General features: G+C 60.2%; 17 protein-coding genes. 11 read left to right on the top strand and 6 right to left on the bottom strand.

Annotated features, from left to right (window positions below):
* Window positions 1-76: 76 nt before the first annotated feature.
* On the bottom strand, window positions 77-1,192 hold the full coding sequence (ald, locus tag DHV10_RS25140; RefSeq protein ID WP_109489184.1) for an alanine dehydrogenase: 1,116 nt from the start codon (window positions 1,190-1,192) through the stop codon (window positions 77-79).
* Between the two features lie 192 nt (window positions 1,193-1,384).
* Here ald and DHV10_RS25135 point away from each other — a divergent pair, with 192 nt between their 5' ends.
* From DHV10_RS25135 to DHV10_RS25120, 4 genes are all read left to right on the top strand, one after another.
* On the top strand, window positions 1,385-1,909 hold the full coding sequence (locus tag DHV10_RS25135; RefSeq protein ID WP_109489183.1) for an Lrp/AsnC family transcriptional regulator: 525 nt from the start codon (window positions 1,385-1,387) through the stop codon (window positions 1,907-1,909).
* 168 nt (window positions 1,910-2,077) lie between these two features.
* Window positions 2,078-3,427 (top strand): hypothetical protein, encoded by a 1,350-nt coding sequence (locus tag DHV10_RS25130; RefSeq protein WP_109489182.1) that lies wholly within the window; start codon window positions 2,078-2,080, stop codon window positions 3,425-3,427.
* A gap of 78 nt (window positions 3,428-3,505) precedes the next feature.
* Window positions 3,506-5,227: a CRTAC1 family protein gene (locus tag DHV10_RS25125; RefSeq protein WP_109489181.1), complete on the top strand. Its 1,722-nt coding sequence runs from the start codon at window positions 3,506-3,508 to the stop codon at window positions 5,225-5,227.
* A gap of 40 nt (window positions 5,228-5,267) precedes the next feature.
* Window positions 5,268-6,614: an acetyl-CoA hydrolase/transferase family protein gene (locus DHV10_RS25120; RefSeq protein WP_109489180.1), complete on the top strand. Its 1,347-nt coding sequence runs from the start codon at window positions 5,268-5,270 to the stop codon at window positions 6,612-6,614.
* Between the two features lie 57 nt (window positions 6,615-6,671).
* Here DHV10_RS25120 and DHV10_RS25115 read toward each other — a convergent pair whose 3' ends face one another.
* Window positions 6,672-8,162: an aldehyde dehydrogenase family protein gene (locus tag DHV10_RS25115; RefSeq protein WP_109489179.1), complete on the bottom strand. Its 1,491-nt coding sequence runs from the start codon at window positions 8,160-8,162 to the stop codon at window positions 6,672-6,674.
* A 328-nt stretch (window positions 8,163-8,490) separates the two neighbouring features.
* Here DHV10_RS25115 and DHV10_RS25110 point away from each other — a divergent pair, with 328 nt between their 5' ends.
* The 7 genes from DHV10_RS25110 to DHV10_RS25080 all read left to right on the top strand — a co-directional run bounded on the left by DHV10_RS25110 (window position 8,491) and on the right by DHV10_RS25080 (window position 19,504).
* Complete coding sequence (locus DHV10_RS25110) at window positions 8,491-9,555, top strand: rod shape-determining protein (RefSeq protein WP_109489178.1); 1,065 nt, start codon at window positions 8,491-8,493, stop codon at window positions 9,553-9,555.
* Window positions 9,556-9,639: 84 nt separating this feature from the next.
* On the top strand, window positions 9,640-10,815 hold the full coding sequence (mreC, locus tag DHV10_RS25105; protein ID WP_109489177.1) for a rod shape-determining protein MreC: 1,176 nt from the start codon (window positions 9,640-9,642) through the stop codon (window positions 10,813-10,815).
* A 2-nt stretch (window positions 10,816-10,817) separates the two neighbouring features.
* The gene (mreD, locus tag DHV10_RS25100; RefSeq protein ID WP_109489176.1) at window positions 10,818-11,339 is read left to right on the top strand and encodes a rod shape-determining protein MreD; all 522 of its coding nucleotides are present in this window, start codon (window positions 10,818-10,820) and stop codon (window positions 11,337-11,339) included.
* 127 nt (window positions 11,340-11,466) lie between these two features.
* Window positions 11,467-13,665, top strand: a complete 2,199-nt coding sequence (gene mrdA / locus DHV10_RS25095; protein ID WP_109489175.1) for a penicillin-binding protein 2 — start codon at window positions 11,467-11,469, stop codon at window positions 13,663-13,665.
* A gap of 5 nt (window positions 13,666-13,670) precedes the next feature.
* Window positions 13,671-14,774, top strand: coding sequence for a rod shape-determining protein RodA (gene rodA / locus DHV10_RS25090; protein WP_109489297.1), 1,104 nt, complete (start codon window positions 13,671-13,673; stop codon window positions 14,772-14,774).
* A gap of 678 nt (window positions 14,775-15,452) precedes the next feature.
* Window positions 15,453-18,452, top strand: a complete 3,000-nt coding sequence (locus DHV10_RS25085; protein WP_109489174.1) for an Rne/Rng family ribonuclease — start codon at window positions 15,453-15,455, stop codon at window positions 18,450-18,452.
* A 167-nt stretch (window positions 18,453-18,619) separates the two neighbouring features.
* Window positions 18,620-19,504, top strand: a complete 885-nt coding sequence (locus DHV10_RS25080) for an outer membrane beta-barrel protein (RefSeq protein WP_162601874.1) — start codon at window positions 18,620-18,622, stop codon at window positions 19,502-19,504.
* A 72-nt stretch (window positions 19,505-19,576) separates the two neighbouring features.
* Here the strand turns inward: DHV10_RS25080 and DHV10_RS25075 are convergent, their stop codons facing one another.
* The 4 genes from DHV10_RS25075 to DHV10_RS25060 all read right to left on the bottom strand — a co-directional run bounded on the left by DHV10_RS25075 (window position 19,577) and on the right by DHV10_RS25060 (window position 23,385).
* The gene (locus tag DHV10_RS25075; protein WP_109489172.1) at window positions 19,577-19,966 is read right to left on the bottom strand and encodes a hypothetical protein; all 390 of its coding nucleotides are present in this window, start codon (window positions 19,964-19,966) and stop codon (window positions 19,577-19,579) included.
* The gene (locus DHV10_RS25070) at window positions 19,960-20,334 is read right to left on the bottom strand and encodes a hypothetical protein (protein WP_109489171.1); all 375 of its coding nucleotides are present in this window, start codon (window positions 20,332-20,334) and stop codon (window positions 19,960-19,962) included. The genes DHV10_RS25075 and DHV10_RS25070 overlap by 7 nt, the downstream gene beginning before the upstream one ends.
* Before the next feature lie 5 nt (window positions 20,335-20,339).
* Window positions 20,340-21,698, bottom strand: a complete 1,359-nt coding sequence (locus tag DHV10_RS25065; RefSeq protein ID WP_109489170.1) for an aminopeptidase P family protein — start codon at window positions 21,696-21,698, stop codon at window positions 20,340-20,342.
* 64 nt (window positions 21,699-21,762) lie between these two features.
* Window positions 21,763-23,385 (bottom strand): EAL domain-containing protein, encoded by a 1,623-nt coding sequence (locus tag DHV10_RS25060; protein ID WP_109489169.1) that lies wholly within the window; start codon window positions 23,383-23,385, stop codon window positions 21,763-21,765.
* Window positions 23,386-23,502 lie beyond the last annotated feature (117 nt).

The raw sequence follows: 23,502 nt of genomic DNA, 5'->3' as shown, positions 1-23,502 counted from the left end.
TTCGAACGACTTCGTCTGGCCGGATAGGGAGCCGAATCAACGGCGGCCGGAAGAGGCGATTCCCCGGCCGCTGATGTCACGAGATCAGGTCGGCGGCGGGTGTCCACTCGCGCTGCTGACTCTCGGCCACCCCGCGGTAGGTCACCTTGCCCTGGTAGGTGTTAAGGCCTTCGGCGAGGCCCGGGTCCTTCTTCAGGGCTTCTCGTGCGCCCAGGTTTGCAATGCGCATCAGGTAGGGGAATGTCGAATTGGTCAGGGCCAGAGTCGACGTATGCGGCACGGCGCCAGGCATGTTGGTGACGCAGTAGTGCACGACGCCATCGACAACATAGCTGGGATTGGAGTGCGATGTCGGCTTGGCGGTTTCGACGCAGCCACCCTGGTCGATGGCGACGTCGACAATGACCGAACCTTTCTTCATCTGCGAAACCATCGTGCGCGTAACGAGTTTGGGAGCAGTGGCGCCGGGGATGAGGACCGCGCCAATCACGAGGTCGGCTTCGCGCGTAGCGTTGGCCAGGTTGTAGCTGTTCGAAGCAAGCGTGTAAAGACGGCCCTGATACAAATCGTCAAGTTCGCGAAGACGGTTCAGGTTGAGATCCACCAGCGTGACCTTTGCGCCGAAGCCCAGCGCGATCTTGGCGGCGTTGGTGCCCACGATTCCACCGCCGATGATCGTTACATGCGCAGGCGGAACTCCGGGTACGCCACCAAGCAGAATGCCGCGACCGCCGTGTTCCTTTTCCAAATAGGCAGCACCCACCTGGACGCTCATGCGGCCGGCAACCTCGCTCATCGGCGTAAGCAGAGGCAGCGTGCCCTGGCGGTCGCGAACAGTCTCATAAGCGATTCCCGTGACTTTGGCCTCGAGCAGCTTGTTGGTCAGGTCGGGGATGGGAGCGAGGTGGAGATAGGTGAACAGGACCAGGCCCTCGCGGAAATAGGCGTACTCGGGCTCGATCGGCTCTTTCACCTTGACCACGGTCTCGGATTTGCCCCAGACGTAGCCTCGATCGCCAACGATCTCTGCGCCAGCGTTCTGGTAGTCATCATCGGTGAACCCTGAGAGTTCGCCGGCGTGGGTTTCCACCAGCACTTTGTGACCGGCTTCAGTGAGCGCTCGAACCCCAGCGGGGGTGACACCGACTCGCGCTTCGTTGTCTTTAATCTCTTTGGGAACGCCGATGATCATGACTGGCTCCTGGCTCAGACTCTCTGATGCGGATGAATGCGGGGGAGGGCTGGAAACGGGTGCGCCGGATCTCCGGGTGATGTTGGGGGAGGGCTGATCCGGCGCTGCGGCTCATCGCACGTTTCCTGATGAAAAACATCCTACGGCGCAATTGAGTTCCAATGTGTGCAAACATCGTGTTAAAACGCTTGCATGAGCACGAAAGATGAAAAAGGGTCCGACACTGCGCAAGAATCTTCTGCCGTCAGGCTGAAAGCCGGGGAAGCCGAGGTCGATGATCTCGACACTTCGATCCTCCGCTTCCTGCAAAGGAATGGACGCGCTACCAACTTCGAAGTGGGTGAGGCCGTGGGGCTGTCCGCCTCAGCAGCTTCGCGCCGGATCCAGTCTCTCGAAGCGGCAGGCGTAATCCGCGGTTATCGCGCGATGATCGATGAGCGCGTGCTGGGCAAGCGGATGACCGTCTATATCCGCGTGACACTCGAGCGGCAGTCGGCGCCCGTGCTGAGCGCGTTTGAAACCGCAGTGCGGCATTGCCACGATGTCGTGAGCTGCCACCTGATGGCGGGCCAGTACGACTACATGCTTGTAGCGCGCGTCGCGGGAATCGACGACTACGGCCGCCTTCATCAGAACGAGCTGTCGCGGCTGCCGGGAGTGACGCGGCTGGAGACAAGCTTCGCCCTGCGCGATGTGCTCGATGAAAGCCGGAGCTAGCAGCGAACCTTGTTAGTCAATTTGTAAGTAGCTGAAGAAGGGCAATCCAGCTGTAAAGTGGGGTTACGCCCGTACTTTGCCCTTAAGTTACCAACGTGGGACAATTCCCAATGGCCTCGGCCCATGTTGAGCATCTGCAGTCCGGCACCCGGCGAAAAGGCGTAGTTTATGTTTGAGTCCGATCAACACGAATTTGACGAAGGGTACGACGAGTTAGGCCACGTCGCCCCACCTCCTCCTCTTGCTAAACCAGCAGCTCCTCAGGCAGCTGTTCCAGTCCCTTCGCAGGACCAGAGCACAGCCGATGAACTGCGAGCCATGCTCAAGTCGCAGCCCTCGCCCATCTCGGGGGCGGCAGCGAGTGCGTCTGCTGAGGCGAATGCCGCTTCCGTGGCAGTAGCGGAGCCGCCTGCAATCGAAGAGGAAGAAGAAGAGGAAGACGAGGAAGAGGACGAGTACAACTACGACCAGCAGCAGGAGCATGAACCAGAGGAATTCACCGATCCTGCGGAGCACGCACTCGAACCGCCCATTCCGCCCCAGCCGCCGAAGCGGCAGATTCCCATCTGGATGATCGGTGGATTCGCGGTGCTGATCGGTTTCGCCATCTTCGTGGTTTACACAGCGACGAGGCCGAAAGACAACGCGCCGCCACCAGGCGACCTTGGTCCTGGAGTCGTTCAGGCCGCCGGGCTGCGAGGTCACTTGAACACACGTTGGGATGGAAGCCGGAAAGCCGGCAGGCTTGTATATCAACTGCATGTCGAGTCGATGGAGGAGCGCTGGCAGGCAGGATTCTCGAGAGCGGTTCTCAATCCACCGCAGCCTCTGTCCATGAACATCCGCCTCCTCGATGCGACAGGCTTTGCGCTTTGCGGAAAAGAGATTCCGTTCCACTTCGACGCGCAGAACGCACAGGTGCAGGTACCCATGCCGACTGTGGGCGCAAACGGGAAGAAGCTCTCGGCTTCCGAACGCAACGCCACATATCAGGCAGCAAAGCAGAGCGCGATTGCGCAGATGCAGGCCGCAGCGGCGGTGCGCGAACAGGGCAAAGACGTTTTTCAAAATCAGATCGGACCCGACGGGCTTGTCTCGGCGGTGAATGTGCAGGGCTCCCTTCCCTGCTCTCCCGACCAATACCAGAAGGCCAGCTACTGGGATATGAACACGAACTTCCCCACGCTGGATGAGCAGGCTGCGCTGCTGGACCCGAAGGCGGCGGCGCTCAAGGCGAAAGGATCTGAACCCGCTGCGCATGCCGCCAAACGCACGTCGAACAAGCCTCAGACAGGCTTTGTCTTCCAGGGCGACGAACGCGTAACGGAGTATGACGCCGCGAGCGGACAACTATGGACGCAGGGCAGGACGTTCCGGATTGACCGCATGGTCGGGCAGGCGACAGCGATGGCGTGGGCGAATAGCAATACGCTCATTCACTACCGCTGCGATCAGCAGGCAAACTGCGCGCTGACCGCTCCCGGTGGATCTGCTGTGCTGCACGCGCGCGTCAATTAAATTGGGACCTGTTCCGGCACAGAGCCTTGCTTCGGTGGCTACACCCGGCGGGCTCGAGCCTGCTACGATCCTAGCCAAATGCCTCTGGTCACTCGAAGAGCCCTGCTGGCTGCCTTGACAGCAGCGCTGCCCGCTGCCTCCCGCGCGGCGAGGGCCTTCGCTGCTTTCTCCGGGCAAGAAGCCCAGCGACCCTGGTTCACCAACGTGTCGGTACGCTCGAGTTTTTCTTATCAAAGCAACAACAACTTCACGGGCAGGAAGTACTTCCCACAGCCGATGTGCGGCGGTGTGGCCGCAATCGACTACAACAACGACGGATGGATAGATCTCTTCTTTACCAATGGCGCGAAGCTGCCGGAATTAAAGAAGACCGGGCCTGAGTATTACAACTGTCTGCTGCGTAACAATCGCGATGGCACGTTCACCGATGTCACCGAACGGGCCGGGCTCCTCGGCGCGGATCTTGGCTTCTGCTTTGGAACTGCAGTCGGCGATTACGACAACGATGGTTATCAGGACATCTTCATCTGCAACGCCGGCTGCAATGCGCTGTACCACAACAATGGCGACGGCACTTTTACTGATGTAACGGCTGGATCTGGTCTCGATCGCAAGCCGGAGAACCTGCTGAGCGTGGGAGCGGCCTGGTTCGACTACGACAACGACGGTCGGCTCGATCTGTTCGTGACCAATTACACGGTGTGGACTCCGCAGACGGATCAGAGGTGCCTACGCGATCCCGAACACGAAGAGTACTGCACGCCTACGCTCTACAAGAGCGTTGCTTCGCGTCTGTATCGAAATCTCGGCGGCGGCAAGTTTGAAGATGTGACCGATGCAAGCGGGATCGGCAAGGCTCTCGGCAAGGGAATGGGCGTATCGATTGCCGACTTCGATCGCGATGGCTGGATGGACATTTTCGTTGCGAACGACACGGAGCCGAATTTCCTGTTCATGAATCAGCACGACGGTACGTTCAAGGAGCGCGGGCTGGAGGTTGGCGTCGCCTACAACATGCAGGGCGACAGTGTGTCCGGCATGGGCTCTGACCCGAAGGATTTCGACAACGACGGTTGGGTGGACATCGTCTACAACGATCTGTCGGGCCAGCTCTTCGGGCTGCTGAAGAACGAGGGCGGCAAGGCGTTCTCGGATGTGACGTGGACCTCGAAGCTCGGCACACTGAGCAGAAGGCTCTCGGGCTGGAGCGTCGGCTTTGTGGATTACGACAACAATGGCTGGAAAGACCTGTATTCCGCGAACGGAGACGTGGACAACCTCACCATCAACGCGAAGCAGCATGACACGATGTTTCGCAATCTGGATGGAAAGACTTTGGCGGATGTTTCGGACGAGATGGGGCCTGACTTCGCACATCTCGGCTATCAGCGCGGGTCGGCTTTTGTTGACCTGAACAACGACGGCTTCATGGATCTGGTCGTTACATCGCTCAACGAAAAGCCGCGCATCCTGATGAACAACGCGCTCACAAAGAATCACTGGCTCATGCTTGATCTCGAAGGAACCAAGAGCAATCGGGACGGAATCGGGGCGCTGATCGAACTCGTGACTGCCACCGGCCGCAAGCTCTACAACCACGTCACCACGAGCGTCGGCTTCATGTCGTCAAGCGATCGCCGCGTGCATTTCGGGCTTGGAGCGGAGAGCAAGATCAGCTACGTCGAGATTCGGTGGCCCAGCAGAATCGTGCAGCGTGTCGAGCAGCCCGCGGTGGATCAGATCATGAAGATCAAGGAAACCGGGCAGAATCCGGCCGCGGTCTCTCAACCCTCGTTGTAGACTCCTTGCGAGCCTCCAACCCCGTTCCCAGGTGGTCACCATGCCGGAAACCGTTTCTGCCGAGCACGCTGCCGGCCTCATCAAGTCCAGAATGTGGCTGGACTACGGCGCAGCGCTCTGCCAGCCTGATGTCTTCGACCGGGCCCTGGCAGCGCGCAAAGAAGAGCTGGAGAATGTGAAGATCCGCTCGTGCCTGTCGATGCGGCCTCGCGCGGTGATCGAAGAGGATCGCGAGGGCCGGCACTTTCACATGTTCAGCTGGCACTTCTCCGGCTACGACCGCCGCAAGCACGACGCGGGTCGGTGCAACTACGTGCCCCTGAATCTCGGCGAGGTGCCCGACTACTATCGCCGATTTCTCGAAGCGCCGGATGTGGCCATTCTGAAGACCTGCCGTATGGATGAGGGCGGCTATTTCAATTTCGGCCCGACGAACCTCTGGCTGCGCGCGGTGGTCGAGCGCTCGAAGATGGTGATCGTCGAGACGAATCGCGAGATGCCGTACGCCTTCGGCAAAGAGAACGGCGTGCATCTGCGCGACGTGGATTACGTGATCGAAGGCGACGACCAGTCCGGCGCCGAACTGCCCAACCCCGACCCGAGCGAAATCGATAAGACCGTAGCGCGGCGCATAGCAGCCGAGATCGAAGACGGTAGCTGCCTGCAGATCGGGATCGGAGGGATGCCGAATGCTGTTTGCAGCTTGCTGCTTGAAACCGGCGTGAAAGACCTCGGAATCCACACCGAGATGATGACGGATGGCATCGGGCTGCTCTACCGGTCAGGACGCGTAACCGGATCGCGCAAAACCCTCGATCCGGGTAAGGTGGCGTACACCTTTGCGCTGGGATCGCACGCGCTCTACGCGACGATGAATCGCAACCCGGACATGTATTGCCACCAGGTCGACTACACCAACTCGCCGTACATCATCATGCAGAACGAGAAGGCCGTCTCGATCAACAACACGACACAGGTCGACCTGCAGGGACAGGTGGCCTCGGAGTCGGATGGGCAGCGGCATCTGAGCGGAACTGGCGGGCAGCTGCAGTTTGTGCGTGGAGCCTACGCATCGAAAGGCGGCAAGTCGTTCATCTGCCTCTCATCCACATACGAAAAGCACGGCGAGCGCAAGAGCAGGATCGTGTTCAGTCTGACCCCTGGCAACATCGTGACCACTCCGCGATCAGACGTGATGTACCTCGTCACCGAATATGGAATGGTGAACCTTAAGGGAAAATCAGTCGCAGAGCGGGCGAAGGGCATTATTGAGCTGGCGCATCCGGATTTTCGTGAGGGGCTGGAGCGGGAAGTATACGAGTACCGGCTGATTCCGCGGCATGTGTCGTTTGAGCATCGAAACGATGAGGCGGAAGACGAGGGTTGAATCCCAGGTCTCAGAATCGAGACCTGGGGCACCCCGATTTTTGCGTGCTGAGGATTGTCACTCTGCGTTGTCGATCTGTGCACGCTGCAACTTGTCGCTGTAATCGACATAGACCGCCTTCCACGTCGTGAAGAAGTCGATGGCGCCGTTTCCTTCGCGATGGCCGTTGCCGGTGGCTTTGACTCCGCCGAAGGGCAGATGCACTTCAGCGCCGATCGTCGGGGCGTTGATGTAGGTGATGCCGGCTTCGAGGTCGCGAATAGCGGCGAAGGCGCGGTTCAGGTCCTTCGTATACATCGAACTCGAGAGCCCGTACTCAATCGAATTCGCGATCTCGATCCCCTGCTCGAAGGTATCGAACTCGAGAATCGCGACAACCGGGCCGAAGACTTCTTCGCGCGCCAGGCGCATGTTGGGCGTGATGCCGGCAAAGATGGTCGGCTCGAAAAACGTCCCCTTGGCGTAGTCGCCCGCAGTGAGCGCGTGTCCGCCACAGAGGAGCTTGCCGCCCTCCTTTGTGGCGATCTCCACATACTGCGTCGATGTCTCGATCTGGCCTTTGTTTACCTGCGGGCCCACCTGCACCGACTCGTCGAGCCCGTTGCCGATCTTCAGCGCTTTGGCACGGGCCACGAATTCGTCGGTGAACTTCTTTGCGATTCCCTTCTGCAAGAGAATTCGGCTGGTCGCCGTGCAGCGCTGGCCCGTCGTGCCGAATGCACCCCACAGAGCGCCTTCCAGCGCGAGCTCGAGGTTTGCGTCATCCAGCACTATCTGCGCATTCTTGCCGCCCATTTCCAATGACACGGGCTTGAAGGTCGCTGCCGCTCGCTGCGCCACGTGCGAGCCAACCTCGCTCGAGCCGGTGAAGCTGATGGCCCGAACATCGGGATGCTCGATGAGGGCGTTGCCGGTTGAGCCGCCGCTGCCACTCACAATGTTGACCACCCCGTCGGGCAGGCCGGCATCCACCAGCGTCTGCACCAGGTTGTAGGTCGAGAGCGGCGTATCGGTCGCGGGCTTGATGACGCAGGTGTTGCCGCCGACGAGGGCAGGAAAGAGCTTCCAGCTGGGAATCGCCATGGGGAAGTTCCACGGCGTGATCAGGCCTACCACCCCGACGGGCATCCGGATAGACATCGCGAACTTGTTCTGCAACTCCGACGGAGTCGTCTGACCGAAGAGCCGCCGACCCTCCCCTGCGACATAAAACGCTTCGTCGATCGCTTCCTGGACGTCGCCGCGTGTTTCGGCCAGCACCTTGCCCATCTCGCGCGTCATGTCGCGGGCAAACTGCTCCTTGCGCTGCTGCAGCAGGTTTCCGGCGCGGACGAGGATCTCCGCCCGCTTGGGCGCGGGCACCAAGCGCCAGGTCGCGAAGGCCTTCTTTGCGGCGGCGACGGCCTTGGCTACGTCCTCGGGACCTGAAGACGGGAATGAGCCGACGACGTCATCGTGGTCTGCGGGGTTCACGTTGAGGGTGGTTTTCCCGCTCGCAGCGGGCATCCACTCACCGCCGATCAGATTGTGATACGTGGGGTAGGTCATAGTCAGTGCTCAGTTATCAGTTGCCAGTTATCAGTTATAAAACTCGGCCTGGGACAGTATTCGCAGCAGGGTGGCCGGATAGAGGGGTTTTCTCTTCTCGAAGCCCCCTGATTTTAGCCTATCTGGGTTAACGCGCGTCTGATGGCCAAGCGTCACGTACAGACAGCCAGAGCTGCCTTAGAATGACCTTATCGGCTTCCGGTTTTCCCCTCTCACCGTGATGCGAACGGGGTATTTACAAATGTCCCCCCGCTTCCTATTACCTGCGGTGTTTGTTATTAGCAGGAAGAGTCACCGTACAATGTTTTTGAGGTAGAGTACCTTTTAAATGTCCCAGAACGGTTATCCTTCGCGCACTTCGCGGTCGCATGGCCTGCGCTCACTCTTCTCGATGTTTTCGAGCGATCTCGCCATTGATTTGGGCACCGCCAACACACTGGTCTACGCCGCCGGCAAGGGCATCGTGGTCAACGAGCCCTCGATCGTGGCGATCAACAAAAACACCGGTGAGGTGGAGGCCGTCGGCAAGGAAGCCAAGGACATGCTGGGCCGTACCCCGGGCAACATCGTGGCCATCAAGCCGATGAAGGACGGCGTCATCGCTGACTTCAAAGTCACCGAGAAGATGCTGAACTACTTCATCCAGAAGGCCCACAATCGCAAGATGCTCGTCCACCCCCGCATCGTCATCGGGGTGCCCTCTGAGATCACGCAGGTTGAAAAGCGCGCCGTTGAAGACTCCGCCTATCGCGCCAAGGCCAGTGAGGTCTACCTCGTCGAGCAGGCCATGGTGGCGGCTATCGGCGCCGGCCTGCCCATCACCGAGCCCGGCGGCAACATGGTCGTCGACATCGGCGGCGGCACCACCGACATCGCAGTCATCTCGCTCTCCGGAATCGTCTATTCGCGTTCGGTCCGCATGGCCGGCAACCAGATGGACGAGTCCATCACCAACTACCTGAAGCGCAAGTACAACCTGCTGATCGGCGAGCGGACCGCAGAGCAGATCAAGATTGAAATCGGCTCGGCCTACCCGCTGGATAAGCCGCTCACGATGGAGATCAAAGGCCGCAACCTCATCGAAGGCGTGCCGAAGACCATCACGATCGATGACAGCGAAATCCGCGAGTCGCTGGGCGAGTGCATCGCAGTCATCATGAACGCGATTCGCGTAGCGCTAGAGCGGACGCCTCCGGAACTCTCCGCCGACATCTCCGATCGCGGAATCGTGCTGACAGGCGGCGGCGCGCTGATCAAGAACCTCGACAAGCGGATCCGTGAAGAAACCGGCCTGCCCGTTTCCGTCGCCGACGACCCGCTGGCCTCCGTCGTGCTCGGAACCGGAAAGATGCTGTCCGACTTCCGCCTGCTGAGAAAAATCAAAATCGACTGAAGCAGTCGCCAGTTTCCAGTTACCAGCTGTCAGCTGATGAGCTTACTGGCGACTGGCAACTGATGACTGGAAACTGTACTCCCCATGGAATCCTTCGTCGTTCGCTACCGAAATCTGCTCGTGCTGCTGGCCCTGCTTGTGGCGCAGATTCTGGGTCTTGCCATGCAGGTGCGGCGTGCGAACACCGGTCAGGGCGATGGGCAGGAAGTTCGGCTGATTCGGCTATGGGCGAACGGCATCGTCAGCCCGCCCGAGAAAGCCCTGCACAACACCGGCTCTGGAATTTCGTGGATCTGGAACAACTATTTCTACCTTCGCCACGTCCGCGAGCAGAATGCTGATCTGCAAAAGACGATCGACCGGCTGCGCCTCGAACAGGCCGCGCTGCTCGAAGATGCGAAGCAAGGCCAGCGTCTGCAGGCGCTGCTCAACTTCCAGCAGAAGTACATCTACAAGACCGTCACGGCCGAGGTCATCGGCACCAGCGGCACCGAGCAGTCGCGCGTCTTCACCATCAACAAGGGAAAGAAAGACGGCATTGATCGCGACATGGCCGTCATTACACCAGACGGGATCGTCGGCAAGGTACGCGATGTCTTCGGCCACACCGCCCAGGTGCTCGCCATCAACGATCAGTCCAGCGGGGCCGGGGTCATTATGGAGTCGACGCGCATCCGCGGCGTCCTCCGCGGCAACGCACAGGGCCGTCCTGAAATCGTCGACGTCATCAGCGACCAGCGCATCAGGCCAGGCGACAGCGTTCTGACCGCCGGCGGAGATCAGATCTTCCCCCGCGGGCTTCCGGTTGGCGTGGTCGACAAGGTTGTCAACGATCCTGAGCGCGATGGGTTTGTCGATGTTGTCCTCAAGCCGGCCGCGCATCTCGACCAGCTTGATGAGGTCCTGGTCATCACCGCGACCGAACCGCAGTTCTCGCAAGAGCAGCAGCAGGACATCGCGACGAGCGAGACCCTGAAGGGCGCAGAGGCTGAAAAGCAGAAGACCTCGGAGGGCATGGCTGAGAAACTCCCCGGGCTCATCGATCCCAAGCTTCCGCCAGACCAGCAGCCGCTGAACGACACGTCCAACCCCGGGTTCCCGAGCCGGCCGACCGCTCCCCTGCATCCGGATCGCTTCACGCCGGCCAACACGGCGCCAGCGGCCCCGCCGGCGCAGGACCTCCAGTCTTCCCCGAAGACGACCGGGAAGCCGCCCGATCACTCCAGACCAGCACCCGCGCCGCAGGGGGATAAGCAATAGCCATGTCAGTGCTATCTGCCGATGCGCGTCGGGACTACGAGATCCACCGCTACCCGGTGTTGATCTACGCCCTGGTGCCTGTGCTCGCCGTAGTCCTGCAGGCATGGCTGCCGCGGCTGTTGCACCGGTATGCGGCTTTCGACTTGCCCCTGGTTGTCACCGTGTTCTTTGGGCTAAGCCGCCGCAACCCGATTCAAGGTTCGATTCTTGGCGGCATCCTCGGCATCTTTGAAGACGCGCTGACCGGGCACCCGATCGGCATCAACGGCATCGCGAAGACCCTGGTCGGCTATCTCGCGGCCACTGTCGGCATTCTCGTTAACGTTGAGAATCACGCGGTGCGGCTGATCATGACCTTCGTTCTGTCCCTGGTCGGCAGCGCAACCTACTTTTTTGTCGTGCGCTTTCTTCTGGGCATGTCGGTTGACACAAACTGGATGGCGGAGCTTTACAAAGCCATCGGCAACTCGGTGATCGCGTTGGTGCTCTTCCCCATTCTCGATCGAGCGAAAATCCGGGACTGAGACGCCGGGGTTCGTTCCGCCGATCCTTGGTTGAGTACGTTGGTTCAGGGTCGAAAAGAACGGGGCTGGCGCCGGCAACACATCCAGAGAACAATTCAGGATAGGGGTATCCTAGTAGTAGCTTCCCATGGCTTTTGACAAGGTCACACGCGGCGAAAAGCTCTCCACCCTCAAGCTCGCGGTGGTCCAGTACGCCATTCTTGCGCTCATCCTGGCGCTCTCGGCCGGGCTTTGGCGTCTGCAGATTCTTGGCGCGCAGAACTTCCGCATGCTCGCCGAGCAGAACCGCATCCGCAAGGTGCCGATTCTTGCCCCCCGCGGCAAGCTCTTCGATCGCGAGAACCGGCCGGTCGTCGACAACTATCCATCAGTGTCCTGCTTCCTCGTTCGCGAGCAGAACCGCAACGTCGATGCCGACCTGCCGATGATCGCCCGCGGCCTTCATCTCGACCTCGATCAGCTCAAGGCAACGCTGCATCACTACCGGCAGGCGCCGGGATATCAGCCGATTCCTATCAAGGAAGACGTGACCGCGGACGAGCAGGCTTTCATCGAAGCTCACCGCAACGAACTGCCAGAACTCGAAACCATTGAAGGCGAGCGCCGCCTCTATCCGCGAGATGGCTACGCATCGCACTTGATCGGGTATGTTGGCGAAGTCAGCGAAGAAGACCTCAACCAGACGCGTTACGCCGCGTACGAGCCTGGCGATGTTGTCGGCAAGGGTGGCGTCGAGGAGATGTACGACCAGGTTCTGCGCGGGCAGGACGGCTCACGCGACGTCATCGTCGATAGCCATGGCCGCGAAGTTGGCTTCCTCGGCATCCAGCACGCCGTTCCGGGCCAGGATTTGAAGCTCACGATCGACAACGACCTGCAGAGAGCGGCGGAACTCGCGCTTGGCGATCGCAACGGCGCAGTCGTCGCGATGGATCCACGCAATGGCGAGATTCTGGCGATGGTCTCGCGTCCCAGCTTCGATCCGAATCTATTCGCAGTGAAGATCGATCGCGGCGAGTGGAACAAGCTCATCACGGACCCTGATCACCCATTGATGAACAAGGCCGTCCAGGCGCAGCTTGCGCCGGGGTCAACTTTCAAAATCCTGATGTCCGTCGCCGGATTGCAGGAAGGCGTCGCGCAAAATCTTCATGTGAACTGCGCAGGTGGCTGGGGCCCGTACGGCTATTTCCACCATTGCGACGAGAAACATGGCGCGGTCGACATCCATAACGCCATCCCCTACTCCTGCGACACGTTCTACTACCAGCTTGGCGACAAGCTTGGCATCGATCGCATTTCGAAATACGCCACCGCTTTCGGCTACGGACAGAAGACCGGCATTGACCTTCCCGGCGAGCAGGCAGGCCTCATGCCCAGCCAGCGCTGGCTCATGAAGAACTACCACCGCCGCTGGTATCCCGACGAAACGCTTGACGTCTCCATCGGCCAGGGAGCAGTGGCCGCGACCCCTCTCCAGCTCGCCCGCATAATCGGCGGCATCGCGTCAGAAGGGCACCTGGTTCGGCCGCACGTTGTTGCTCCGGATCAGCTTCCAGCCGAGTTTCGTAAAGACCTCTATGAGAATCTGCCCGGCTCAGGCGATGCGCAGTTACCCATCGATCCCGACAATTGGCAGACCATCACCGATGGCATGGCGCAGGTGACGCAGCCCGGACTCTTCCACACGGCCGGCTCGGCACACCTCGAAGGCATCGATCTCGCCGGCAAAACCGGCACCGCCCAGGTCATGAGCCACCAGGCCCTCGACAAGACCAGCAAGGGCCATAACACCCGCCCCAATGTCTGGTTTGTTGGCGTGGTGCCGCGCCGCAATCCCGAGCTCGTGATCGCGGTTCTCTGGGAGCACGGAGAGTTCAGCTACTACCCTGCCCGCCTAGGCGCTCGCATCGTCGCCGCGTACGTCGAAAAGCAGCGTCGCCTGCAAAACAACCTGATGCCGGTGAAGGCTCCGAATCCCCCGCCTGTCGAAGTTGGCGCTGTCTGGACAAATCCGAATCCCGCCTCGGGCGGCCGGGGAGAACCCGCAACAAAGATCCAGGCCGGCAAGTTCTATGTCGGAGCAAACGGCACAGTCGCGGCTCCTCCGTCCGGAGCAGGTAGGTCGCTCGTTGCGTCCAAACCGGGACCTGCCGCACCTTCCGCTCAAAAGAGCAGCGTTCAAAACGGTACTAAGCCATCCGCAGCCAGCACCGCCACGCCGCAACTGAAGTCCACCAAGCCGGCGCAACCCGGATCGGAATCGGCGAAACTCAGCCCACAGCCGGCACTCCCCGGTAAACCCACGCAGGTGAAATCGCAATGAGCCAGATGCGCCGTTTCATGAGCTTTCGCGATTTCGACTGGATGCTCCTCGGCTTGGTCGGAGCGCTGTGCGTCGTCTCTGTACTCGAAATCTACTCGGCCACGCTGCACACCAAGTACGTCGGCTTCCACACCAAGCAGATTTACTGGATCGTCGGCGGCCTCATCGCGATGTTCGTCCTGTCGCGGATCGACTATCACAAGCTGATCGACTTTGTTCCGTGGGCGTACGGCTTTTTCCTCTTCGCTCTAATGGCCGTGCTTATTCCGGGCATCGGGCACAAGGCTCTCGGCGCTCGCCGATGGATCAAACTCGGGCCTATCCTTTTTCAGCCTTCGGAGTGGATGAAGCTGGTGATGATCCTGGCCGTGGCACGCTACTTCGCCAACCTCGGCGCGCGGAATCTCACGTGGAAAGAGATCGGCAAGGGCTTTGCGCTGGTCGGTGTCCCCATGCTGCTGATCCTCAAGCAGCCTGATCTCGGAACCTCTCTGACTTACGTTCCGGTGCTGATCATCGGCATGTTCCTCGGCGGAATCAACCTGAAGCAAGCCTCCATCTTGATTGCCGCGGGGCTGGTGCTGATTGTGGGTGGCTGGAGCAGCGGGAAGCTTCTGAAGCCCTACCAGAAGGCGCGCCTCACCGGCTTCATCAATCCCGATAACGACCCCCGCGGCGCTGGCTACCAGGTGCTCCAAGCCAAGATCGCAGTAGGCGCGGGCGGAATCTGGGGCAAAGGGGCTGAAAAGGGCACCCAGACCCAGGGTGCATTCATTCCCATCCCCCATGCCGACTTCATCTTCGCCGCTTATAGCGAGGAGCATGGGTTTGTGGGCGCGGTATTCGTGCTGCTGCTATACTTCCTCATATTGATGCGTTTGATTCAAAACGCTCAAACAGCCGCCGACCTGCCTGGGTCCCTCATTATTATGGGGATCGTGGCTGTGTTGACCTTCCAGATTGCGGTCAACGTAGGCATGGTCATTGGCTTCATGCCAGTCACCGGAATCCCTTTACCGTTAATGAGTTACGGCGGATCCTCGGTGTTGTTTACCTTCCTCGCGCTCGGCGTGGTGATGAATATCCGCATGCGCAGGTTCGTAAACTGATTTGGGTGCTTCGGTCCACCGGCGTCAAGGTTATCCGGCGTCGGAGCGAAGGTCCGAAGGGCAAGATTGCACGGGTATCACCCTCTTGAGGTCCACCGGGAGGTTCCGGAGCCCCAGGAGACAAGATTGTAAGTACTTCGCATCCTCACCGATGCCGGTGCCTTCGCAATGCCATCCAGCCGCTCACGTGATGCGGGGAGATCGGCAAAGCGGAGAGCGGCACAAGGCGGATGCCATATCCGGCGAGGTCCAGGTGGATTGAGCGCCGGGCAGGAATCGGGTTCACAATGAGCACGCAGAGACGGGCAAGCCGGATGATTTCAGCGATCAGTTTGGATCGCGCGGATCTCCGGTGTCTAACGGCCCCGCTCATGTCGATCATCTGGTTGGCATGGGCCTGGTTACAAGGTTGCGACGAAGCGTCGCAAACAGTCGTAACCGATCGGAAGGCCACAAACTCTCTGCTTTCGGATCACGATCACGAAACACTCGCAGCCTCGAGCAATCGCTCGGGATCGGCGCCTCCCGGAAGGTTGAGTGCTGGTCCTCCCCCCGGCTTGCGAGTCTCACATCGGTCATCCCTCAGGTACGTTCCCAACCTCCTCCCCATCCGCGTGCATCTCCACTCCACCTTGCCGATTGCCCCAGCCGGAATAATCCGCTGGGCGGAAAGGCACGATGGCAAAAGAGATTTGTATTTCCAGCACGCCGCATGAGACGCGGCTTGCAATTTTAGAAGACGATCAGCTCGCGGAAATCTATTACGAACGCGAAAATGAATACACGCTGGCCGGATCCATCTACAACGGACGCGTAACCCGCGTGCTCCCCGGCATGCAGTCCGCATTCGTCGATATCGGACTGGAACGTGACGCCTTCCTCTACGTCACAGACTTCCTCGAACTCGAAGAATCGGAAGATTCCGACGAGCTTGAGAAAGCTGCCGCCAGCGGCGGCAACCAGCCTCCGCGCGAAGTTCGCCACGGCGATCGCGGTCAGCGAGGTGGCGGGCGTGAACAGCGCGAACAGCGGGCCCCTGAGATCGGCCTTGAAACCAGCGAGGCGGAGCACGCACCTCTGGCAACCATTCACGATCAAGAAGACTCGGCTGAAGGGGCGGAAGAACCGGGCGCAAAGCGTTGGCGCGGCCGCCGCCGCCGTCGCGGTGGCCGGGGCAGCAATGTAGCCGCAGCTCCCGCAGGAGAGTCAGAAGAGTTCCTCGATACCACTGCGGGTGAGAGTGCTCCCTCAGAGCCGGAGGTGGCTCACGAGATCCACGCCCCTGCCGCACCGCGAGGCGGACGCTCAGAGCAAGCTGCCGAGAAGTTCGTTCTGCCGGGTGAGTCGCTTTCGAAGTACGGCGGCACGCCTGCAGAGACCACGAAGTCTGCGGAGCCTGCCGCACCGCCGCGTCCGGCATCCACGTACAAGCCAGCGACCCTCATCGAATCGCCGATCGTGTGGGACGGTAGCGGCCTGCTTCCCGGCGAATCGCTCTCGCGGCATCGCGGCGGCCGGGCGGAAGAGCCCGAAGCTAACGTTGAATCTGCGGCTGCGGCCAGTTCAGCAGACGAGATCGAAGAGCAGGAGTTTGTCGAGGAGGTTCAGCAGGATCACTTAACAGAGGCGGAGCCGGAACACACCTCGTCTCAGTTCGCTTCCGCCCTGCCGGATGACGATGTAGTTGAAGAGACCTACGAAGCTGGTTCCACCGGTTATGAACCCCATGCTGTTGCAGGCGAGACGTCCACCGAATCCGAACTCGGCGAAAGCGTAGAGCCGGAGCTGGGCACAGCGTCGGAGCCACAGGTTGGGTTCGCCTCGGAGCCGGGCGCAAGCGAACACAGCGAACGGGAGAGCACGGAGTTCGAAGGCGATCGCAGTGCTTCGCATCATGTCGATCCGCTTCCGCCAGCTGAGTTCCGCCTGTTTGGCCTCGGCGGCAAGAAGAAGCGATCGGACGAAGAGCCGCCCGAAGGCCACGAGCCGCCGGAGCAGCATGTAGACGAGCCTCGTCCCGCATCCATTCCAGCCGTCTCCGCCTTCTCGCCGGGTACAGGACTCGTAGAAGAGGAAGTGATCGAAGGAGAGGAGTACGACCTCTCGCGCCAGCACCACAAGGGCGAAGAGCACGATCTCGACGACTACGAGGAAGAAGAGAAGCTGCACACGCAGATCCGCTCCGGCGAGCTCGGCGAGATGCTGCAGGAAGCGCATCTCGACCACCGCATCCAGCTCGACTTCGACGACAAGAACGGCGAAGAAGCAGCTGACGATGCCGAAGAGGAAGAAGAAGAGGAACCGGCAGCCGCGGAAGCCCAGCCAGCGGGCGATGGCCATGCACCGCAGCGTCGCGAACGCGGGGGACGCGGTCGGCGTGGCCGCGGAGAGCGTGGAGACCGTGGAGGCGATCGCGGACATCGCTCCGGCGACCGTCGCGGACCGTCTCGTCGTTCTGCTCAGACATCCGATCTGCCCATCATCTCTGACCTGCTGAAGCCGGGCCAGGAGATCCTGGTGCAGATCGCCAAGGAGCCTATTGCGAAGAAAGGCGCGCGCATCACCAGCCACATCGCGCTGCCGGGCCGCTTCCTCGTATTCATGCCCACGGTCTCGCACGTTGGCGTGAGCCGCAAGATCGCTTCTGACGAAGAGCGTCAGCGCCTGAAGAGGATTCTGGTTCACGAGCGCGGCGACGCTTCGGGCGGCTTCATCGTCCGCACGGCTGCCGAGGGTGCGTCGGAAGAAGACCTTCGCGCCGATCTACGCTTCCTGATTCACCTCTGGAACGAAATCAAGCAGCGCTCAGAAGCATCGAAGTCTCCGGCGCTCATCTATCACGACCTCTCGCTGATCGAGCGCATCCTGCGCGATCAGGTGAGCAGCAACTTCTCGTCGATCTGGGTCGATTCCGAAGCAGACTACGAACGCATCGTGCGCTTCCTCAATCGCTTCTCGCCCAGCCTCGTGCGCCGCGTAAAGCTCTACACGAAGGACACGCCGCTCTTCGAGCACTTCGGCATCCAGGACGAAATCTCGAAGGCCCTGCGTTCCAAAGTGTGGCTGAAGTCCGGCGGATCCATCGTCATCAATCAAACTGAAGCTCTGGTCGCTATCGACATCAACACCGGCAAGTACGTCGGCAAAACGGCGCGTCTTGAAGACACGATTCTCAAGACCAACCTTGACGCGATTCCGGAGATCGTGCGCCAGATCCGACTGCGCGATCTGGGCGGCATCATCGTGATCGACTTCATCGACATGGATGAGCGCAAGAATCGCTTCAAGGTGATGGCTGCTCTCGAAGAAGCCTTGAAGAGCGACCGCGCTCCGACCAAGGTTCTGCAGTTTAACGACTTCGGTCTGGTGGCGATTACGCGCAAGCGCGTGAAGCAGTCGCTGGAGCGTACGCTGTCGGTTCCCTGCCCCACCTGCCAGGCCACCGGCATGGTGAAGAGCCCGAGCACCGTAGCGAACGAGATCTACATCGAGCTGCGCAAGATGAAGCGGCACCTCGAATCGGCGGATGTCATGCTGCGGGTCCACCCGGATACGGTCAAGGTGCTCAAGTCCAACAACGGAAGCTGGATTAACGAATTTGAGGATCTGCTCAGCAAAAACATCCTGATCAAGAGCGATCCGACCCTGCATCCGGAGCAATTCGATATCCAGGGGTAGGGCAAGGGCAAAGTTTCAACCCGATCAAAGCAAAGGGCCGGAGGGTACTCCGGCCCTTTCGTTATGTGGGAGATGAAAGCAACTTTGAAAACGAAAAGGAGTCTAAGTCCTTACGGGGGATGGCTTCAACTCCTGTGTACAGGTACTTATCTAGCGAGGTAGATTCAATGACTTCAGTTCGCTGTTTGTCGCTCATGGGGCGCACTGCTCTCCTGACCGGCGCCTTTGCCTTGGCATTCAGTTCTGCCAGCGCCCAGCACGTCTCTGCCGCGGACGACGCGGCAGCCTATTCGAGCTCCGATGCGGCCTCTGCGACGTACTCCAGCTCCAATCCAGCTCCCGATCTAACGGATGCGGCGCTGCCGTCAGCTCCCGAGCCCGGTGCATCGGGCGCTGGACAATACGACAACCGTTCCCGGCCGGGCGGAGGCGGTGGCGGAGTGAGGAGCCACCTGACCTATGAAGTCGGAGGCGGCTTCGCGGCACCGACCAATGATTCCTCTCCCTACATCGGCTGGGGATACAACTTCACCGTGGGCGCCGGGTACCGTGTGGACCAGCACTTCAGCCTGAACCTCGAATACCAGTTCATCCACAGCAAGCTGCCGGACGCGATCGTCGCAGAAGCGGGAGCCACTGGCGGCTACGACACACTGTGGTCGTTCACGCTCGATCCGATGTATGAAGTGAACCCGAAGAGCGCCGTTACTTTCTACGGCGTAGGCGGCGGCGGATTTTATCGCAAGGTCACCAACTTCACTGATCCGCAGCAGGGCTACTACTGCGACTACTTCGGCTATTGCTACGGAGTGACACAGAATCAGGTCGTCGGCCACTTCTCCTCGAACCAGGGCGGATGGAATATTGGCGGCGGCATCGAGCATCGCTTCGCGGGCTGGAACGGCGATGGAAGAATGAAGCTCTTTGCTGAAGCGCGGTATCTCGATGTGCTCTCACCGGCCGTGATCGGCGCAACTCCCAATGGGCTTGGCGTCACCACAGTCGGAGCAGACACCAAGATCATCCCCGTCACTATAGGCCTGCGCTGGTAAGCTAGCTTCGTTTACAAAAACAAAGCCGCCCGGTCCATAGGATCAGGCGGCATTTTTCTGCGAGTTCAAAGATCAATACAAGCCGAGCAGACGCAGGCGGAGCATCCCGCCTACGAATGCACCGACCGGAGTGATAGCAACCAGCGCCAGCAGATACCAGACCGGCAGTTTTCCTCGCTGCTGAAGCGCGCTGAGAGCAGCCAGCAGCAGCACAGAGATCGCCAGCGCAAGCACATGGATCAGAGGATTGTGCTCTGCGATCCACGCGGTGATGAATCCTCCCGCTCCAGCGGCGACAAAGGTCCATCCCAGATTCACGAAGGTATAGCCGGGCGTCGGCGGTCCGGACGCCTCCGTCCAGTCCGGCACGAGCTTCTGCAGCAGCACCGTCAGGAACGTGACAAGAATCGCCATGGTCGCGAAGCCTGCCGCGAGAGCAAAGAACGCGTGCAACACTACCATGGCTTGCGCGCTTCCTCGGTGGGAGTGCCGACCTGACCGGCTTCGATCCGCGCAAGAAAGATGCGCGCCAGCCTCGGCTCGCCGGGGTGACTTTCGCCATGCATCGAGCAGAGGTCGAGAAATTCATCGCAGAGCGGGTTGCGCTGCTCGTATTGCGCGAAGACGTTCTGCAGCGCCTGGGCCAGTTCGCGCAACCGCGCAGCTTCGGGCCACTCGCGATTGCTCTCGTCCTCTTCCGTCAGCGCGACGTCTGCGAAGAGTCCCCGCCGTCCGCGCGCGCACTCTTCCAGACAAGCCAGCAGCTGGTCAGAGAACGCCTTGCTCAGAAGATCGAGCTGACCGGTCGGAGATTGATCGAAGTCATCCATCGCTGCTAGTTCCTCATCGCGGCTTCAACCTCATCCGCTGTGTGCGGCAGATCCGCATCGAGGTCCAGCAGCTTTCCATCCGGCAGAACGAGGAAATCACATTCGATCCGCACGCCAAGCTTTTCTTCCGGAATGTAAACGCCCGGCTCGATCGTGAACACCATGCCTGGCTTGAGCACCGCCGGATACTGCGCCGGATCGTGTACATCGATCCCCACCATGTGTCCGAGACCGTGCAGCCAGTATTTGCCAAGGGGCTGCCCGTGCAGATCCTTTCCATGTGTGTTGATGTAGCTGAAGGCGACCGCATCCAGCGTGTCGGGATCGCGATGGCTGAAGTCGTTGATCTTCGACTTGCCGGCTACAAAGGCATCGATCGCCGCCTTCTGCGCCCCAAGCACGACGTCGTAGATCTCGCGCTGGCGCGCGGTGAAGTGGCCATTCGCCGGGATCGTACGCGTGATATCCGACGCGTACATCGAGTACTCGCAGGCGGCATCGACGACCACGACATCTCCGTCCTCGATCGTGCGCGCGTTGGCGGAGTAATGCAGAATGGTCGAATCGATCCCCGTGCCTACAATCGGCGCATACGAGGGCCGCTCACATCCATTCCGGTACCACGCGGCAGTCATGATCCCCGCAATCGTCCGCTCCGTCTCGCCAGGCTTGACGGCCTTCATCATCTCCCGCTGACCTGCAATCGACGCTTCCGACGCTTTCTTGAGCAGATCGATTTCGCGCGCGTCTTTCGTTTCGCGCAGCGGCATCGTCAGCGTTGTCACATCACGCGGCTCTGTTGCCGTCGTGCCGAGCGTTGCCGCGGTGAAGTCCAGGAGAGAGTCGGCGGCCTTCACGTGCGGCTGTGTCCACACGTTTATCGCGACCCGACGATCATCTGCGATCAGCTTGTTCAGATCTGCGGCGAGGCTCGTCATGGGCTCAACATTGTCTACCCCGGTGGCGCGCGTTACGCCCGGAGTCGCGGCGTCCATCTTCGCCCCGGTGTACTGTTCGAGCCGCAGATTGCGCGTGGGAAGAAACAGAATCTCCTTGTACTCGCGCGGATGTGCTGTCTGGCCCGGGCGTTCCTTGTCCGCCGGGGTCGGCCCCACGATCATGAGCGCTGCGCCGGGTTCATCCCAACCGGTGAGGTAGTAGAAGTCCGAATCCTGGCGGTGCGCGTCGAAGTCCAGCACCGGCTCTTCCGGAGCAAAGAGCACTGCAATGCCGCCCTGCAGAGCATTGCCGAGCGCGACCCGGCGGGCGTGGTAGTCCGCCGCCAGTTGTTTTTCAGTGGCTGGTGCAACAGAGATGGCTGCAAGCAGGAAGCACGCCAACGCCAGAACCCGGGAAATCTTCATCTCCGTATTGTTGCGCGTTGGGGCTCAGCGCGCCAATGATCCGACAGCGAAGAACTCAGCCTGCCTAGGAAGTGACAACGATTGCGCCGGACGGAAACTCTTCTTCAGCCTGTTTGGTGAGGCGCGCTTCTTCTTCATCGAGCATCTGCAGAAATACGCGAGCAGGAACAGGCCGCCCGAACAGCCATCCCTGCGCATGAATGTCCTGATCGCTTGCGGCGAAGTAGTCGGCCTGAATTTTTGTCTCGATACCTTCGACTACCACTCTCAGCCCGAGCGTCTCGGCCATCGTCAGAATTTGCGGAAGGATTGAAACCGTGACCGCATCCGTGCCGATCGCCTTGGTAAATGCCTTGTCGATCTTGATGGCATCAACCGAGAGATCGTGCAGATAGGCGAGGCTGGAGTAGCCTGTGCCGAAGTCATCGATCGCCACGTAATGGCCTCTCTGGCGGAGGCGCAGGATCGTGTTGCGCGCCACCTGCTGACGGGCCGTGTAACTCTCTGTAATCTCGACGCCCAGGTTGCGTGGCGAAACTTCAGCTTCGTTGAGCTGCTTGTCGAGCATCGGTATGAATTCGCTGTCGGCCAAGTCAGCCGCGGCGATATTGATGTTGATCCTGAAGCTGGGGCGCGCGCGAAGTGTCGCGCCGAAATCGCGCAGTGCGTGGCGCAACACTAGCCTGGTGATCTCGCCTACAAATCCCTTCTCTTCCGCGATCTTCACGAAAACGTCGGGGCTGACGTTGTTCTTGTATTCATCCGTCCAGCGCACCAGCGCCTCTGCTTCGACGATCTGCCCGGTCGAGAGTTCAACAATTGGCTGATAAACGACGGAAAGCGCGTCTGCGCGAATGGCGCGGATCAGTTGCTGCTCCACGCTCTTGTTACGGCTGTAGAGCATGGGGCATAGTAGCCCGAAGATCGCGCCGAAAGCCGCTCCCAGTCCGATGAACACCATCGAATACTTCCGGTTCATCGCGAGTGCGTCGTTCATTGAGATGTACGCGGTGAGGCAACCGCTGGAATCCTTCGCGCAGCGCGTTGCATAGAGGGTGTTGCCGACGTTCGCCTTGACTTCGCGCGTCAGGATGTTTTCAGGCACGATCGGGCTGTCTCCGATCATCTGCCCCATCCGGTGCCGCGGAGCATCGATCGCAGTCGCGGTGAAGTGCATCGGAGGAGCTGCGAGCGAAGCGAAGTTGTAGGGGTTGTAAACGATGAATGACTCACCGAGTTGCACCGCGACGACGCTCTGGTCGTCAACGCGGAACGGGGCGAGATTCTTGTAGATCCTGGTTCCATCCTGCCGGGCCATCACGGGTGAATACCGCGTCACGGCGAGAGGATTGCGGCCGGAAGTGGTGGAGCACTCGATCTGGCCGTTGCGCATGCGCCCAGCCGCCTTCAGATACTGCGACTGAAAGATCAGCTGGCGAAAATACTCGATCTCAGCGTCCGAGCAAAGTTGGTACGGAGATCCATTCATCGTCTCCAGCATTGCCCGCGATTCAGAAGTGGACGCGATCGTCTCAAGCAGAACACGGTTCGCGTACTGATCCAGCCGGGATTCGGTCTGCCGAAGCGCGTACGCGTGACCGAGAACGTAGCCCCCAAGCGCACCGGCCGTGGCAACAACAATCGTCGATACGATGGCTACGACGACGCGCTGGAAGAGTGTCCGCATACTGAGCTAAGCCATTATTCCGGTAACAACACCCCGTGACTGCACCCCAATAGTGGTAAGGGAGTCACTCCGGAGTGCCACGATCGTAAGCTACTCATTCCAATCATGAAGAAGTCA

The organism is Occallatibacter savannae (genome assembly GCF_003131205.1).
Classification (GTDB): Bacteria; Acidobacteriota; Terriglobia; order Terriglobales; family Acidobacteriaceae; genus Telmatobacter; species Telmatobacter savannae.
This window is presented reverse-complemented; position numbering and strand designations above follow the sequence as displayed.

What these genes read in the sequence shown, in the direction of transcription:
- ald (WP_109489184.1), bottom strand. Translation starts at nt 1,192, where the DNA reads ATGATCATCGGCGTTCCCAAAGAGATTAAAGACAACGAAGCGCGAGTC.
- DHV10_RS25135 (WP_109489183.1), top strand. Translation starts at nt 1,385, where the DNA reads ATGAGCACGAAAGATGAAAAAGGGTCCGACACTGCGCAAGAATCTTCT.
- DHV10_RS25130 (WP_109489182.1), top strand. Translation starts at nt 2,078, where the DNA reads ATGTTTGAGTCCGATCAACACGAATTTGACGAAGGGTACGACGAGTTA.
- DHV10_RS25125 (WP_109489181.1), top strand. Translation starts at nt 3,506, where the DNA reads ATGCCTCTGGTCACTCGAAGAGCCCTGCTGGCTGCCTTGACAGCAGCG.
- DHV10_RS25120 (WP_109489180.1), top strand. Translation starts at nt 5,268, where the DNA reads ATGCCGGAAACCGTTTCTGCCGAGCACGCTGCCGGCCTCATCAAGTCC.
- DHV10_RS25115 (WP_109489179.1), bottom strand. Translation starts at nt 8,162, where the DNA reads ATGACCTACCCCACGTATCACAATCTGATCGGCGGTGAGTGGATGCCC.
- DHV10_RS25110 (WP_109489178.1), top strand. Translation starts at nt 8,491, where the DNA reads ATGTCCCAGAACGGTTATCCTTCGCGCACTTCGCGGTCGCATGGCCTG.
- mreC (WP_109489177.1), top strand. Translation starts at nt 9,640, where the DNA reads ATGGAATCCTTCGTCGTTCGCTACCGAAATCTGCTCGTGCTGCTGGCC.
- mreD (WP_109489176.1), top strand. Translation starts at nt 10,818, where the DNA reads ATGTCAGTGCTATCTGCCGATGCGCGTCGGGACTACGAGATCCACCGC.
- mrdA (WP_109489175.1), top strand. Translation starts at nt 11,467, where the DNA reads ATGGCTTTTGACAAGGTCACACGCGGCGAAAAGCTCTCCACCCTCAAG.
- rodA (WP_109489297.1), top strand. Translation starts at nt 13,671, where the DNA reads ATGCGCCGTTTCATGAGCTTTCGCGATTTCGACTGGATGCTCCTCGGC.
- DHV10_RS25085 (WP_109489174.1), top strand. Translation starts at nt 15,453, where the DNA reads ATGGCAAAAGAGATTTGTATTTCCAGCACGCCGCATGAGACGCGGCTT.
- DHV10_RS25080 (WP_162601874.1), top strand. Translation starts at nt 18,620, where the DNA reads ATGACTTCAGTTCGCTGTTTGTCGCTCATGGGGCGCACTGCTCTCCTG.
- DHV10_RS25075 (WP_109489172.1), bottom strand. Translation starts at nt 19,966, where the DNA reads ATGGTAGTGTTGCACGCGTTCTTTGCTCTCGCGGCAGGCTTCGCGACC.
- DHV10_RS25070 (WP_109489171.1), bottom strand. Translation starts at nt 20,334, where the DNA reads ATGGATGACTTCGATCAATCTCCGACCGGTCAGCTCGATCTTCTGAGC.
- DHV10_RS25065 (WP_109489170.1), bottom strand. Translation starts at nt 21,698, where the DNA reads ATGAAGATTTCCCGGGTTCTGGCGTTGGCGTGCTTCCTGCTTGCAGCC.
- DHV10_RS25060 (WP_109489169.1), bottom strand. Translation starts at nt 23,385, where the DNA reads ATGCGGACACTCTTCCAGCGCGTCGTCGTAGCCATCGTATCGACGATT.